A 16,124-nucleotide genomic window follows, 5' to 3' on the forward strand; every position below is an offset into this window, starting at 1 on the left:
AAGCTTAGCTACTTTCATTTATTTGAAAAGGATAAACTAATGAAAAAAATATATAGGATACTTTTAATTATTTCTACTGTTTGCTTTTTATATACGTTATCAACTTTTATGATAGAAACGATTGATTTGGTTGTTCCAGATACAAAAACTACTGTTATAGTAGAAAACTGGGATAAAAAACGTACCTCCAATAAGATTTTTAAAGAGATAAAAAGCTATGCTCAGCAAAACCAGATTGATATTCATAAAATTAATTTTAGTGTCAATAACAAAGGTCAAACAGAGAAAAATATTTTTACGTTCTCACAAGGAAAAACAACTGAATTTTATTATGATAGTCAGCGTTTTCCTACCAAAACAAATTTTTATGATAGTAGCAAATTAACGAATGAAAATGTGTTAGGAATATATGTTTTAACAAGCATACCGCCTATTTCTATTAATCAGACCTTTGAAGAACTAGGCTTAGATGTTTCTATAGAACAATCTAATACAATCAAACTTTTATTTGGGATTTTAACAGATAACATAGGAATATTGTCCAGTGTTTTATTTTTATGTACAGCTTTATCAATTTTGGTTTATTATATCACTCAAATGAAAAAGGCAGGAATTTATCTGATTCATGGGCAAAGTATGTGGAAACATTTATTGAACAATTATTTTGTGGATATAGTTCTGACCACTATTGTCGTGAGTTTGTTTGTGATTCTTTATAACGTTCTATGGAAGTACTATTTGTTTGTTTGGCTTTTTATAGCATTGTTTTTATTTTTTATTTTGCTATTTGGCCATCTGTTTATTCAGACATCGTCGACTATTATGGAAAAATTAAAGGGAAAAAAACCATATCATTTGTTGTTAAATAGTAATTATATTTTAAAATTTTTACTTGTCTGTTTATTTGTAATATTGTTATTTACTTTGTTAAATGAACGAGAAACAGTAAAAGAACTACAAACAAGTTTGTCTAGATGGACACAAGTTGATGACTATTATACATTGACGATTGGAGCAGATAGTGACCTTTTACCAGGTAAACTGTTAACGCCAGAAAAGCAAAAACGTAAATCTCAAGAAATTAATCGACGAATGAAGCCTTTTATTGATTTTCTGGAAAATCATCAGGCTATTTTAGTTAATAATAATGAATGGCTACTGAAAGAAGGTTCGGGTGGTTCAGATTTATATCTAGATAAGGTTCCTTTTTTAGTGGTGAATAGTCATTTTCTAGATGTTGTAGAAGTAAAAGGTGACAAACATCAGCCAATTCAAAAATTATCTCAGGATAAAAATTATTTACTTGTCCCAGAGAACAGGAAGAATGAATTAGCTGTGATTCAATCAGAAGCAAAGGAACGAGTAGCTTTTTATCAAAACAAGAAGGTAGATTCGCTAAATGAAATAACAATCGAACAGCTCTTTTTGGCGAATAATCAAAAACTATTTAATTTTAATAGCTTAGAGCCTGAAGATACGTTATCTAAAAATCCAATTATTTTAGTTTTATCGCTTAAACAGTTAGGAGATGAATTGGATGTACTAATTTCGGAAATTTCGCAAGGACATTATCTATTTAAAGAACCTAAGTTAGTGAATCAAGAAATTAATTATCAAGGATTAACAAATGAATTTTCAGGTATTATTGCTTCTAAGGACACGGGCTTAGAAAAATTACAAAAGACTCAGTCGCAGATGCAGATTTTATCACTTTCATTAATAATACTAAGTATAGTCTTTGTTATTGTTGTTTTTTATACAAGTTTTACTTATCTAGAAGTAAATAAAAAGAAATTATTCTTACAGTACATTTTTGGGAAGTCTTTTGTTGAAAGGCATGGGCTTTATTTATTGGGGATGATATTAATTTCTTTTATTGCAATGATGATGATTACTTTTACTAATTTTCAAGTAATAAAAATTATTCCTTTCGTTTTATTTTTTGAATTGCTTTTTTTATTTCTTATTATTACAAGTGTCGAAAAAACAATTCGTCTAACGATTATAAAAAAGGAGAATTAATTTATGGAAATTCAAGCAACTAATATTAGTAAAAGATACAATCAATCTTGGGTTTTTGAATCGTTATCCTTTACAATATTTTCAGGTGAGATGGTCGCAATTGTTGGAGAAAGTGGTAGTGGAAAAACAACATTATTAAATTGTTTAGGTCAACTTGAAGAACTTTCTACCGGTGAACTATTAATTAATCGTGGAAAATTAACTAAGAAAAAGCGCCGTTATTTTTTTCAAAAGGATGCTGGTTTTTTATTTCAAAATTTTGCACTTATTGATAATGAAACAGTAAAAGAAAATTTGTATTTAGTGACGCAAGATGATGTAGCTATCGAAGAAGCATTAGAACAATTTAATATTGCTTCTTTACTCAATGAAAAAGTGTACACACTTAGTGGTGGTGAACAACAGAGAGTGGCTTTGGTTCGCCTTTTATTGAAACAACCTAAGATTATTTTTGCTGATGAACCAACAGCATCTTTAGATAAAGAGAATGGTATTTTAGTGATGAAAGCTTTAAAAGAGTTGAATAAACAAGGTAAGACAGTAATTGTTGTAACCCATGATCAAAATTTGCTAACTTATTTTGATCGTGTCCTTTATTTAACAGAATTAAAAAAACTTTGAGTTAGAAAATTTCAACTTTCAGCGCTTCTTCCCGCCTTAAATATTTACTTTTCCCCACAGATAGTGTACTATTTAAAGGTATGCATAAATAAAGTTTGATGTATAAAATTAAATGTTATTCGGAGGGAAACAAATGTCTGCGAAATGGGAAAAAAAAGGCACTAATGATGGTGTATTAACTTTTTCAATCGAACAAGCAGTAATCGAAAAAGGATTAACGCAAGCGTTCAATAAAGTGAAAAAAAACTTAAACGTACCTGGTTTCCGTAAAGGAAAAGTATCACGTACTGTTTTTAACCGTATGTATGGAGAAGAAGCGTTATACGAAGATGCGTTAAACGCTGTTTTACCAGAAGCATATGAAGCGGCTGTATTAGAAGCAGGAATTGAACCAGTAGCACAACCAAAAATTGATGTTGAAAGCATGAATAAAGGGGAAGACTGGGTTATCACTGCTGAAGTAACTGTAAAACCTGAAGTAAAATTAGGCGAATACAAAAACTTAACAGTGTCTAAACAAGACCGTGAAGTAACAGATGCAGACGTGGAAGCACGTTTGAAACGCGAACAAGAATCTCAAGCTGAATTAGTAATCAAAGAAGATGCCGCTGCTGAAAATGGCGACACTGTAGTTATCGACTTTGAAGGCTTCTTAGGCGACGAAGCATTTGAAGGCGGCAAAGGCGAAAATTACTCATTAGAATTAGGTTCTAATTCATTTATTCCAGGCTTTGAAGACCAATTAGTTGGCAAAAAAGCTGGCGAAGAAGTAGAAGTAAACGTTACTTTCCCTGAAGATTACCAAGCAGAAGATTTAGCTGGTAAAGAAGCAGTCTTCAAAGTAACTGTTCATGAAGTAAAAGCAAAAGAATTACCAGAATTGGATGATGAATTTGCAAAAGACGTTGACGATTCAGTAGAATCATTAGACGAATTAAAAGAAAAATTCCGTAAAGAATTGACAGAAGCAAAAGAAGCAGCAGCTGAAGAAGCAAAAGACGAAGAAGCAATTCGTTTAGCTGTTGAAAATGCTGAAATCGTTGAATTACCACACGTAATGGTTCACGACGAAGTTCACCGTTCAATGGATGAATTCTTAAACAACATGCAACGCCAAGGAATTTCTCCTGAAATGTACTACCAATTAACTGGTTCTACAGAAGAAGATTTACACAAACAATTTGAAGGCGAAGCAGAAACACGCACAAAAACAAACTTAGTGATTGAAGCAGTTGCCAAAGCTGAAAACATCGAAGTAACACAAGAAGACATCGATGCTGAAGTGAAAGATTTAGCAGAACAATACAACATGCCTGAAGCGCAAGTACGTAAAGTATTAAACAACGACATGTTAGAACACGATATTCGTATGAAACGTGCTGTTGAAACAATTACTGAAACAGCTGTTGAAAAATAAACATTTTTAATAAGCTCTTCATTCGATAGAGTTTTCTAAAACTGTAGATGGAAGGTGTCTTTCATCTACAGTTTTTTTCATATAAAATAACTTTTGAAAGGGTGTGTCAAAATGGATAAAAATTATTCGAAAATTAAATATGGATTAGTGGTGTTTGGCATCTTATGCTTGACGTACAATCTCTGGGAATTTTTTACGGCTAAGTATTCAACAAAACAAGGTGTGACGTTTGTTATCGAATGTTTACTTGGAATTGGGCTGATCTTTTTACCGGATCTTGTCAATAAATTTTTAAAAATTATTATGCCACCGACTATCGTTTATTTTTACTGGTTTTTCTTGTTTATTTCAGTATTCCTAGGAACCTCGTTGCATATGATTTCAATCATTTCGTTCTGGGATAAAATTTTACACTTTGTTAGTCCGATGCTGTTAACTGCTGTGGGTTATGGTATTGCTGGTTTCCTATTGAAGAAAACGAAGTACGCCGATGTTTCCCCGTGGTTGTTTTTATTATTTGGGTTTGCATTTGCAGGGCTTTGTGGCGTCTTCTGGGAATTCTGGGAATTTATCTGCGATTCACTAGGGAACATGAACTTACAACGCTATAATATGTCCAACGGCCAACCATTTATTGGGCGTGCTGCTTTGATGGATACGATGGGGGATTTATTTACCAATACCCTTGGGGCCTTTGTGATGGGCGTGTACACGTATATCAGAAGCAAAGGAAATCCTGAGTATTTAGAAAATTATGCGATAAAGAGAAAATAATATAGGGAAGTAAAAAAACAAGTTCTTTTAAAAGAGCTTGTTTTTTTGTATTAAATTATTAAGAATATGCGAATTTGCATTTTTAACTAATAAAATAGTTTGGTAAAATTAGAATATAATGGTTATGTAATGATTTTTTTATGTGGATGCACCCCAGTGATATGTTCTAAATACTTATCAAAAGAACAAGTAACTAGAAAGATCAATACTTTGATGACTTATTATTCTTTAATACTATAAAATTGGAAGGGAGGAAGATTAGGGAAAATAACTGCCAAAGACAACGCAACGGGGAAGTGATAAAAAAACAAAATTGGTGTATTTAAGAAAGTGAAAAAAGCATCGTCTTATGAAAAATTGTATCTTAAAAATAATCTATTTGATTACATATACTTTTAATTTTTCAATGAGATACTTTACGAAAAAAAGAAGTGGAGTGTAGGTTGTATATGAAAGAAACTGTGAAAAAAGCAAAACAAGAAATGAAAGATAGAAGTAGACCGTATCAGATGTATGGGTTTTATTTAGCAATTCCAATAATCCTTATGGTCATTTTTATTTTTGGATTTTTAGGAGTTGAAACCAATAAATCGTGGGGCTCGGTCTTATTTGTTACTACACTTATTGCGAACATGGGAGTGAGCAAGTTAGAAAAATTACCTAAAAGAAAATATGTTGCACCTGTACTAGTCTATGTAACGGAGGCAATAGCTGTATTCCTTTTACTTGTTTTCTTTGGTGCAATTATAGCTGGAGGGGCAAATTTTGTGATAATTGAATTAATTTTGTATGTTGTATTAGTATTAAGGATTATTACAATCATTTTTTTCTTTATTACTGCTAATGATATAAGAAAAGTTTATCCAACCATGAAACAAGAGGCCAAAGATTCACGAGCAGAATATCTAAGAGTAAAGAAGTTAGCTCAAAAAAGAATATAGTATAGTTAGTAATTCTATAATAAAAAGCGATTCAACCATGGTTGAATCGCTTTTTTGCTGTTTTTTTAAGCAGGTACTTCGACAGGTTTTTTCAAAAGTCCGTAGACAATTCCTGAAATAATCGCCCCAATTAAGATGAACAATAGATATAGTAATGGATTACTTAATAGGAAGACGACGAAGATTCCTCCATGTGGTGCCAATAATTTGATACCAAACGCACCAACCAACGCACCAGTAAAGGCAGAACCTACCACGAAACTTGGAATCACACGTAATGGGTCAGCTGCTGCAAAAGGAATTGCCCCTTCAGTGACAAAAGAAAGGCCCATTACAATATTGGTTAAGCCGGCATCTTGTTGATCTTTTGTAAATTTATTTTTAAATAAACGAGTTGCTACGAAAATTGCTAATGGAGGAACCATTCCGCCAGCCATTACAGAAGCCATGACCACGCTGCCACCTTCTGCAACAGTACTTGCTAGCGTAGCTGTACCGAAAACATAAGCAGCTTTGTTAACTGGTCCACCTAAGTCGATGGCCATCATACCAGCTAATAAAGCACCAAGTAAAGCTGCATTTGTGCCATCTAAGCCAAGTAGGAAATGATTTAACGCATCATTAATTGCTTTCATTGGGATGTTAATGACTAACATTAATAAGCCCGTAATAATCAAACCAAAAACTGGATAGAATAAAATGGTTTTAATTCCATCTAATGATTTTGGCAAGCCTTTGAAGACTTTACGTAAAAGAACCACTACATAACCAGCTAAGAAACCACCGATTAGGGCCCCAAGGAACCCAGCGCCTCCAGCGTTTGCTAACGCACCAGCGGCGAAACCAGCAACTAAGCCTGGACGATCCCCAATACTAGAAGCAATAAAACCAGCTAAGACAGGTAACATAAAGCCAAATGCTGCGCCACCAATTTGGTTAAACCAGCTAGCTACGTCATTGTAATTCCCTAAATTGGCTAATTGATCTTGAGGAACTCCGATAAATTGATCAATCATAAAGGAAAGAGCAATGGCAATTCCGCCACCAATAACGAAAGGTAACATATGAGAAACACCATTCATTAAATCTTTATAGATACGAGAACCGATTGAACCTTCCGCTGAATCCTCTTGGTCGCTTGCAGCCGAGTCACTGCCATGGAAAGTAGGAGCTTCACCACTAATGGCTAAGTTAATTAGTTCTTCGGTTTTACGAATTCCATCACTGACGGGACGATTGACTAATTTTTTACCATCAAAACGATTCATTTCTACTTTTTTATCGGCTGCGACAATTACGCCATCAGCACGAGCAATATCTTCAGCAGTCAAACGATTTTTAATTCCTTCTGAACCGTTTGTTTCTACTTTAATGTCTACGCCCATTTCTTTTGCTTTTTTCTTCAGTGCATCTTCAGCCATGTAAGTGTGAGCAATTCCTGTAGGACAAGCAGTCACAGCAATAATATATTTACGATTGCTTTCTGGTGCTGGCGTTGTTTGTTCTTGTTCTGCTTTTTCTTCCGCTTCTTTTTGATCTTCTGCTGCTTGGAAAAGAGCTTGGACTGCTTCTGGAGTTTCCGCTTCTTTCAATTTGCCAACAAAGTCTGGATCGATAAGTAATCGAGAAAGGGCCGCAAGTGCTTGGAGATGTGTATCATTGGCGCCTTCTGGAGCAGCAATCATGAAGAATAGATAAGTAGGTTGTCCATCTAGTGCTTCATAATCAACCCCTTTTTTACTTTTAGCGAAAAGAACTGTCGGTTCTTTTACGGCACTATTTTTTGCGTGAGGCATAGCGATGCCGTCGCCTAAACCAGTCGATGTTTGTGCTTCGCGTTTTAAAATTCCTTCTTTGTAAGTGTCAATGTCAGAGATGCGGCCACCATCGTATAATTTTTGGACCATTTCATCAATCGCGCCTTTTTTATCAGTAGCTTGTAAATCCATAATCATGACATCTTTTATTAATAAATCATTAATGTTCACTCTATTTTCCTCCCTTAGTGGATTTATTCTGAAATTTTTTCAATTGTTACTTCGTGAATAAGTTCTTGGATAAAATCTTCTGAGGCTAAATCATCAGAAAATGCGGTCGCGCTACCGCAAGCGACACCCCATTTGAAAGCCTCTAAAGGATCTTGTGTTTTTGAAAAGTTGCCAATAAAACCAGCAATCATTGAGTCGCCAGCGCCGACAGAATTTTTCAGTGGACGTTTTAAAACGTTGGAACGATAAACACCTTCTGTTGTGAAAAGTAATGCACCATCACCAGCCATTGAGATAATTACGTGTTGCGCTCCTTCTTCTAGTAACCGATGTCCATAAGGTAAAATGTCTTCAACACTTGTAAAGGTTGTATGATATAATTCTGCCAACTCATGATTATTTGGCTTGACCAATAAAGGCTTTTGTGACAAAGCGTTCATTAAATCTTCACCTGTTGTATCAATAACAAATTCTGCGCCTTTTTCCTTCACAATTTGGATTAACTCTTCGTAAAATCCTTTGCGTAGAGAAGCAGGTGTACTTCCTGAAAGAACAACAATATCACCAGCCTGAACACGACTAACTGCTTGTTTTAGTTCTTGAATTTCTTCGTTTGTTAGAGCAGGTCCTAAGCCGTTAATTTCTGTTTCAGTATCTGATTTCAATTTAATGTTGATTCGTGTATCAGCAGACACGGGAGTGAAATTCGTTTGGATTTCTTCTTTTTTCAACCAATCAGCAATGAATGAGCCTGTAAAACCACCTAAAAAACCTAAGGCAGTGGATTCTGTCTCCATACGTTTTAAAATACGTGAAACGTTGATTCCTTTGCCGCCAGGTAATTTAAAATCATTCGTCATCCGATTTAAATCACCAATTTGTAGATGATCGACATGAACGATAAAGTCGATAGAAGGGTTTAAAGTCACTGTGTAAATCATTTGTTTGCCTCCATTAAAATAGTTTTTTGCTGGAATCCTTGAAGTGATTCAGCAGGGCAGTAGTCAGTTAGTAAAGTAACTGACTCTAATTCTTCCACTTTGGTAAACGTTACTTCATTAAATTTTGTATGATCCAGTAAAACATAGGCTGTTTCTGCTTGATGAATAGCCAAGGCTTTTAGCGCTGCTTCTTCGGGATCAGGCGTCGTTAAACCAAACTCTAAATGTGCGCCGTTAGTTCCTAAAAAAGCTTTGTTAAAACGAAAATGTTGTAGCTGTTCCATACTAGTGGCACCAATGATTGCTTTAGTGGAGAGCTTCAAAGTACCACCAAGCATAATAGTGGGAATTTCCATATCGCTAAGTTTTGCAGCATGATGTACGGAATTCGTCACTACATGGATTTGTTTCCCAACTAAAAAAGGGATCATTTCTAACGTGGTTGAACCAGCATCTAAATAGATCATATCGCCATCTTGTACACAACTAGCGGCTAAAGAAGCAATCTTTTGCTTTTCGTGCGTGTTTTTGATTGATTTTTCCGTCATGTTTTGTTCAAAGCCTAAATTAAGAATACGCTTAGCGCCGCCGTGAATGCGTTCTAACAAATTGGCGTCTTCTAATTCTTGTAAATCGCGGCGGATTGTGGATTCTGAAGCATTGAACAAGCTAGCAAGTTCTTGCGATTTGACGACTGATTTTTGATCTAACAATTGTAAAATTTTTTGATGTCGTTCTTCCGTAAGCATTTTCATCCCTCATTTCATGGATATAATAGCACAAATGAAAACGCTAATCAATCTAAAACGGTCAAAAACATTCAAAAAAATTAAAAAACAGTCATAAGAAAAAAAGAAAGCTGCTGAACTCAGGTTCAGCAGCTTTCTTTAATTCACTAAATCATTCGGTAAAGTTTTTTGATAAATCTCTTTTTTGACTTGGTAAGCGAGTTTTTCATCGGTCAAAATAATGAGCACATCGCCAACATGCATAACAGTATCACCATGTGTTAAAATTTCCGATTCACCACGGCGAATGGAAGTGAGCAACATTTGTTTAGGCCAGACAAAATCACGTACCATCGTATCATCTAAGGAACTTTCTGCAGTGATAGGTAATTCAATAATCGTTTTGTGGCCACGAATATTACTTACTTTAGAAGGAACCAAACGTTCTAATAAGCTTTCATAAATTGGCTTGCCGCCAAGACTATCGATGGTAATATAACTAACTAAAGCGACAACCCCTAAAGACATTAAATGAGAAAAATTGCCGACCATTTCTGTTACTAAAATAATTGCTGTTAACGGTGCTTTACCAATCGCAGTAAAATAACCAGCCATGGCAAAAATTAAAAAGTTTTTCACAAAAATTGGATCCATCCCTACGTATTGGACAAGTAGACTGCCATACAATGTTCCGATAATGGCACCTAAAGTTAGAATAGGCAAGAAAATACCACCAGGGAGATTCGAACCGTAAGAAACCATTGAAAAAACAAAACGTAAAACCAGTAAGCCGACTAAAGCCCAAATCGTGGCCGGTTGATTGCCTAAAGCTAAAACAATTTGATTCCCACCGCCAAGTAAATGTGGAAAGAAATAACCAATCGGTAAAATCAAAATAAAAGGAATAAAACCATAATAATTAGAAGAAAGGCCTTTGATTTTTCCATATACTTTTGGTAAGGACAACAATGTTTTTTGATATATCCAACCTAATAATCCTAGCAAAACGCCCAGCAGGACTAATGTCCAATAGTACTCTAAAGGCAAAGATTTAACGGGACCAATATAAAGAACTGGCTGCAATCCGAAGAAATGCAAAGAAACAAAGTTAGCGGAAATGGCCGCAGAAAAAGAGGTTAACCAAACTAAAGGTGAAAAGGAATGGTGAACCTCTTCTAGAACAAATAAAAGTCCTGCGATTGGTGCATTAAAAGCGGCGGCTAAACCAGCACTGGCACCACTACTGATTAAAATTTTTTCTTCAGACTTGGTGCTTTGCCGCCATTGACTATAGCCTTGTCCAACCACTGCACCTAGTTGAATTGAAGGACCTTCACGTCCCAAAAATAGCCCAGGACTAATCGCTAAGATCCCACCGATAAATTTTTTCCAAAGCACTGGAAACCAATGAATTTCTAATTGACCTTGAAGTTGTCCCTCCACTTGGGGAATGCCACTGCCTTTAATTGCTGGTTCGCTTTTGATCAGTCGTCCTAATAAATAAGCAAGCACGAGAGAAAATAAGAACCAAGGAATCATCCAAAAGGGTTTTTCGTGAAACGTTTGATACAGATGCACGACTTGTTCGCCAATTTTTTCAATGCCTAAGCGAAATAAGCTGACAACAAAGCCGACCAAAATTCCGACGACGATGCCTTTAAGGATAAAGCCGATTCGGGTACCATCTAATTGTTTAATTTCATGTACATCATTATTCATTTCATTTTTAGCCTCCATCACTACTTACTAATGTACTGCGGTTTGACTTGATTTACAAGAAAATTTCATATAAAAAGAAAAAGATTTTTTGTTCTTTTCTAAAGAACTTCAAAGGGATTTTTGGTATACTGTATAAGATTGAAAAAAGAGAGAGGACGTTTAATATGACACAAAAACATGCCTTGGTTCAGGGAATGAATCCTCGACAAGAAGAAGCCGTTTTGCATACAGAAGGACCACTGTTAGTCATGGCTGGTGCTGGTAGTGGAAAAACGCGGGTTTTAACACATCGAATTGCCTATCTAATTGAGGAAAAAGAAGTAAATCCATGGAATATTTTGGCGATTACGTTTACCAATAAAGCTGCTAAAGAAATGAAAGAGCGTGTAAATAAATTACTGGAAACGGGTGGCGAAGATGTATGGGTCTCCACTTTTCACTCCATGTGTGTAAGAATTTTACGTCGTGATGTGGATCAGATTGGTTACAACCGTAATTTTACAATCATTGACCCATCGGAACAAAAAACATTAATGAAACGCATCTTAAATGACTTAAATATTGATTCAAAAAAATATGATCCTCGCTCAATTTTAGGTACGATTAGCAATGCTAAAAATGAATTACAAACGCCTGAAAAAGTTGCTGAAATGCAAGGTTCCTTATATGAAGAAATTGTCGCAAAATGCTATGAAGCCTATCAAAAAGAATTACGCAAAAACCAATGTATGGATTTTGATGATTTGATTATGAATACGATTCGTTTATTCAATGAACAACCAGATACGTTAGCTTTCTACCAAAATAAATTTCACTATATTCATGTGGATGAATACCAAGATACCAATCATGCACAATATACCTTAGTCAATTTATTGGCTGCACGTTTCAAAAATCTGTGTGTCGTAGGTGATGCCGACCAAAGTATCTATGGTTGGCGCGGGGCGGATATGCAAAATATCTTGGATTTTGAAAAAGATTATCCAGATGCCAGTGTAATTTTGCTAGAACAAAATTATCGATCCACCAAAAACATTTTGGCGGCTGCGAATGATGTCATCAAAAATAACCGTAACCGCCGCGAGAAAGAACTGTGGACAGAAAATATAGACGGTGAAAAGATTGTCTATTATCGTGGAGACACAGAACGGGATGAAACACAATTTATTGTGAGCCAAATCCAAAAAGAAATGCGGGAAAATGACCGAATTTATGGTGATTTTGCGGTATTATATCGGACCAATGCCCAATCCCGTGTAGTGGAAGAAATGCTCTTGAAATCTAATATTCCGTATACCATGGTGGGCGGACATAAATTCTACGACCGTAAAGAAATTAAAGATATTTTGGCTTATTTAAGTTTGATTGCCAATCCAGATGATTCGATTAGTTTTGAACGAATTGTCAATGAACCAAAACGAGGAATCGGTAAAAGTTCAATTGAAAAATTACGACTATTTGCGGATACGCATGGTTGGGCTTTGCTGGAAGCTGCCCAAAATGTTGATTTGGCAAATATTTCAGGAAAAGCGGGTAAAGAGCTTGGTAATTTTGGCATGATGATTCAAGACTTAACGAAAACAGTGCCCTATTTAACGATTACAGAATTGGTGAAAGAAACTTTACAACGTAGTGGTTATCGGGAAGCTTTGATGGCGCAAAATAATTTAGAGTCTCAAGCTCGCTTAGAAAACTTGGACGAATTTTTATCTGTGACACAAGAATTTGATAAACGTTTTGAAGCGCAAAACAACGACGATCCAAATGGCGAAGAAACAAAATTGGCGGATTTTTTAACAGATTTAGCCTTGGTTTCTGATTTAGATAATTTAGAAGAGAGCTCTTCGCAGGTAACCTTAATGACGTTGCATGCGGCCAAAGGGCTGGAATTTCCAGTGGTCTTTTTAATGGGCTTAGAAGAAGGGGTTTTCCCATTATCACGTGCCATGCTAGAAGAAAGTGAACTGGAAGAAGAACGGCGCTTGGCTTATGTTGGTATCACCCGAGCGGAAGAAGCCCTGTTTTTAACGAATGCTTATTCGAGAACATTATATGGTCGCACGCAATATAATCGACCAAGTCGCTTTTTAGAAGAAATTGAGGCGGAGCGTTTAATGAAACAAGGGGCGGCGGCCAATTTACAGAAAGCTCCAGCGCGCACCTTTGATCCTAAAGTATTTAAGCCCAGCGCAAGTAAACCAGCTTATACACAACCAGCTACAAAATCAGTTAGCAACAAAGTGGCAAGTGGTGGCGAAAAAGTTTCTTGGCAAGCAGGTGATAAGGTCCAACATAAAGCATGGGGCGTTGGTACAGTCGTTCGTGTAGGCGGTTCGGCCAAAGACTTAGAGTTGGACATTGCTTTCCCAGAAAAAGGCATAAAACGGTTGTTAGCGGCATTTGCACCAATTGAAAAAATTTAACATGCAAAATAGGTCAGTGATTTAATGAGAAATCATCATTAGATAAATTCTTTTTATTTTCTATCTTAGTGTAAATGTGTTAAAAAGACGATAAGAGCATTACACTTATGAGGAGGAGTTCTACGATGGAACAACAACCATTAACATTAACGGCGGCGACAACTCGTGCGCAAGAATTAAGAAAACAACTCAATCAATATTCCCATGAATATTATGTCAAAGATCAACCATCCGTAGAAGATTATGTTTACGATCGTTTGTATAAAGAGTTAGTCGATATTGAAACGGAGTTTCCTGATTTAATCACGCCAGATTCGCCGACACAACGTGTAGGTGGCAAAGTTTTATCTGGTTTTGAAAAAGCTCCGCATGACATTCCAATGTATAGTTTAAATGATGGGTTTAGCAAGGAAGACATTTTTGCTTTTGATGAACGTGTTCGTAAGGCGATTGGTAAACCCGTTGCTTACTGTTGCGAGTTAAAAATTGATGGGTTAGCAATTTCATTACGTTATGAAAACGGGGTGTTTGTACGCGGAGCAACACGAGGCGATGGAACGGTTGGTGAAAACATTACAGAGAACTTACGAACGGTTCGCTCTGTACCGATGCGTTTAACGGAGCCCATTTCAGTGGAAGTTCGTGGCGAGTGCTACATGCCTAAACAATCCTTTGTCGCATTGAATGAAGAACGTGAAGAAAATGGCCAAGATATTTTTGCCAATCCTCGGAATGCAGCGGCGGGAAGCTTGCGCCAATTAGATACAAAAATTGTGGCGAAACGGAACTTAAATACGTTTTTATACACAGTTGCTGACTTTGGACCAATGAAAGCGAAGACGCAGTTTGAGGCATTAGAAGAGCTTTCTGCAATTGGTTTTAGAACCAATCCTGAACGTCAATTATGTCAGTCAATCGATGAAGTTTGGGCCTACATTGAAGAATACCATGAAAAGCGGAGCACTTTGCCATACGAAATCGATGGAATTGTGATTAAAGTGAACGAATTTGCGTTGCAAGATGAATTAGGTTTCACTGTCAAAGCACCTCGCTGGGCGATTGCCTACAAATTTCCACCAGAAGAAGCAGAAACAGTAGTGGAAGATATTGAATGGACAATTGGGCGCACGGGGGTGGTCACTCCTACTGCGGTCATGGCTCCTGTACGAGTCGCGGGAACCACGGTTAGTCGGGCAAGTTTGCATAATGCAGATTTTATTCAAATGAAAGATATCCGTTTAAATGATCATGTTATTATTTACAAAGCCGGCGATATTATCCCAGAAGTAGCGCAAGTCCTAGTTGAAAAACGTGCAGCCGATAGTCAGCCTTATGAAATGCCGACACATTGTCCAATTTGTCATAGTGAGTTGGTGCATTTAGATGAGGAAGTGGCGTTACGTTGTATTAATCCAAAATGCCCTGCGCAAATTAAAGAAGGGCTGAATCACTTTGTCTCACGAAACGCAATGAACATTGATGGCTTGGGGCCAAGAGTGTTAGCACAAATGTATGACAAAGGATTAGTGAAAGACGTAGCGGATCTGTATTTCTTAACAGAAGAACAATTAATGACTTTGGATAAAATCAAAGAAAAATCAGCAAACAACATTTATACTGCCATTCAAGGGAGTAAAGAAAACTCTGTAGAGCGTTTGATTTTTGGCTTAGGGATTCGCCATGTGGGTGCGAAAGCGGCGAAAATTTTAGCGGAGCATTTTGGTGATTTATCAACCTTAAGTCGAGCAACTGCGGAAGAAATTGTGGCTTTGGATTCAATTGGCGAAACAATCGCAGACAGCGTTGTGACGTATTTTGAAAATGAGGAAGTTCATGAATTAATGGCTGAACTGGAAAAAGCCCAAGTGAACTTGACATATAAAGGTCTCCGGACAGAACAATTAGCAGAAGTGGAGTCACCTTTCAAAGACAAAACAGTTGTTTTAACAGGAAAATTAACGCAGTACACTCGCGAAGAAGCCAAAGAAAAAATTGAAAATCTTGGTGGAAAAGTTACAGGGAGTGTTTCGAAAAAAACTGACATTGTGGTTGCTGGCGAAGATGCTGGCAGTAAATTAACCAAAGCTGAAAGCTTAGGCGTGACCGTTTGGAATGAACAAGAAATGGTCGATGCGTTAGATGCAAGTCATTTTTAAGAAGAAAAATTAACGTTGTCAGATTTTATGTAGTAATTTGATGGTATGCTTATTTTAGTCATAAAAGTTATATGAACGAGGACTTTCTGAGTTGAGAAAGGAGGTTGATGCTTATGCGCAATTCTTCTTACTTTAACGAAAGGAGCAATGTTTTTGTCCGTTGAAGCAGCGCTAGGACTGATGATTGGTTTTGCAACACTTGTTGTGACCATTATCTTCGGTATCTTAGCGCTTGTCTTAGACAACAAAAATAACCGTTCATAAGCTTTGAGGAGCTGAACGGTTAAGCGTTTGAAATAAAACCAATAACTCAGTAAGCCGCTAGTTCTTATAACTAGTAGTGGCTACTAGAGAGGTATGTTCCTGCATATCTCTCTTTTCATTTTCATAATAA

General features: G+C 36.3%; 13 protein-coding genes. 8 read left to right on the top strand and 5 right to left on the bottom strand.

Annotated features, from left to right (window positions below; genetic code table 11):
* Positions 1-39 precede the first annotated feature (39 nt).
* The 5 genes from IGM09_RS02290 to IGM09_RS02310 all read left to right on the top strand — a co-directional run bounded on the left by IGM09_RS02290 (position 40) and on the right by IGM09_RS02310 (position 5,775).
* A complete protein-coding gene (locus IGM09_RS02290) occupies positions 40-2,022 on the top strand; it encodes a DUF1430 domain-containing protein (protein WP_010713886.1) in 1,983 nt (660 codons plus the stop codon).
* A gap of 3 nt (positions 2,023-2,025) precedes the next feature.
* The gene (locus tag IGM09_RS02295; RefSeq protein ID WP_002396972.1) at positions 2,026-2,643 is read left to right on the top strand and encodes an ABC transporter ATP-binding protein; all 618 of its coding nucleotides are present in this window, start codon (positions 2,026-2,028) and stop codon (positions 2,641-2,643) included.
* Between the two features lie 133 nt (positions 2,644-2,776).
* Positions 2,777-4,060 (top strand): trigger factor, encoded by a 1,284-nt coding sequence (gene tig / locus IGM09_RS02300; protein WP_033624828.1) that lies wholly within the window; start codon positions 2,777-2,779, stop codon positions 4,058-4,060.
* A gap of 111 nt (positions 4,061-4,171) precedes the next feature.
* Positions 4,172-4,834: a hypothetical protein gene (locus IGM09_RS02305; protein ID WP_002366175.1), complete on the top strand. Its 663-nt coding sequence runs from the start codon at positions 4,172-4,174 to the stop codon at positions 4,832-4,834.
* A 449-nt stretch (positions 4,835-5,283) separates the two neighbouring features.
* Positions 5,284-5,775: a hypothetical protein gene (locus tag IGM09_RS02310; RefSeq protein WP_025191303.1), complete on the top strand. Its 492-nt coding sequence runs from the start codon at positions 5,284-5,286 to the stop codon at positions 5,773-5,775.
* A 65-nt stretch (positions 5,776-5,840) separates the two neighbouring features.
* Here IGM09_RS02310 and IGM09_RS02315 read toward each other — a convergent pair whose 3' ends face one another.
* The 4 genes from IGM09_RS02315 to IGM09_RS02330 all read right to left on the bottom strand — a co-directional run bounded on the left by IGM09_RS02315 (position 5,841) and on the right by IGM09_RS02330 (position 11,151).
* The gene (locus IGM09_RS02315; RefSeq protein ID WP_002382993.1) at positions 5,841-7,763 is read right to left on the bottom strand and encodes a PTS fructose transporter subunit IIABC; all 1,923 of its coding nucleotides are present in this window, start codon (positions 7,761-7,763) and stop codon (positions 5,841-5,843) included.
* A gap of 23 nt (positions 7,764-7,786) precedes the next feature.
* Positions 7,787-8,704 carry a 1-phosphofructokinase gene (gene pfkB / locus IGM09_RS02320; RefSeq protein ID WP_002363177.1) on the bottom strand — a complete coding sequence of 306 codons (918 nt, stop codon included), beginning with the start codon at positions 8,702-8,704 and terminating at the stop codon, positions 7,787-7,789.
* Positions 8,701-9,453 carry a DeoR/GlpR family DNA-binding transcription regulator gene (locus IGM09_RS02325; RefSeq protein ID WP_002381250.1) on the bottom strand — a complete coding sequence of 251 codons (753 nt, stop codon included), beginning with the start codon at positions 9,451-9,453 and terminating at the stop codon, positions 8,701-8,703. The genes pfkB and IGM09_RS02325 overlap by 4 nt, the downstream gene beginning before the upstream one ends.
* A gap of 138 nt (positions 9,454-9,591) precedes the next feature.
* The gene (locus IGM09_RS02330; protein WP_002368023.1) at positions 9,592-11,151 is read right to left on the bottom strand and encodes a ClC family H(+)/Cl(-) exchange transporter; all 1,560 of its coding nucleotides are present in this window, start codon (positions 11,149-11,151) and stop codon (positions 9,592-9,594) included.
* 164 nt (positions 11,152-11,315) lie between these two features.
* Here IGM09_RS02330 and pcrA point away from each other — a divergent pair, with 164 nt between their 5' ends.
* Positions 11,316-13,574, top strand: coding sequence for a DNA helicase PcrA (gene pcrA / locus IGM09_RS02335; RefSeq protein WP_002363179.1), 2,259 nt, complete (start codon positions 11,316-11,318; stop codon positions 13,572-13,574).
* 125 nt (positions 13,575-13,699) lie between these two features.
* Entirely contained in the window at positions 13,700-15,730 is a 2,031-nt protein-coding gene (gene ligA, locus IGM09_RS02340) for an NAD-dependent DNA ligase LigA (protein ID WP_002375948.1), read from the top strand.
* Here ligA and IGM09_RS02345 read toward each other — a convergent pair.
* Positions 15,727-15,942 (bottom strand): hypothetical protein, encoded by a 216-nt coding sequence (locus IGM09_RS02345; RefSeq protein WP_002382998.1) that lies wholly within the window; start codon positions 15,940-15,942, stop codon positions 15,727-15,729. The two genes, ligA and IGM09_RS02345, sit on opposite strands and share 4 nt — an antisense overlap.
* Here IGM09_RS02345 and IGM09_RS02350 point away from each other — a divergent pair.
* A complete protein-coding gene (locus tag IGM09_RS02350) occupies positions 15,908-15,994 on the top strand; it encodes a hypothetical protein (protein WP_306173767.1) in 87 nt (28 codons plus the stop codon). The genes IGM09_RS02345 and IGM09_RS02350 overlap by 35 nt on opposite strands.
* Positions 15,995-16,124 lie beyond the last annotated feature (130 nt).

This window comes from Enterococcus sp. DIV0167, assembly GCF_050541555.1.
Classification (GTDB): Bacteria; Bacillota; Bacilli; order Lactobacillales; family Enterococcaceae; genus Enterococcus; species Enterococcus faecalis.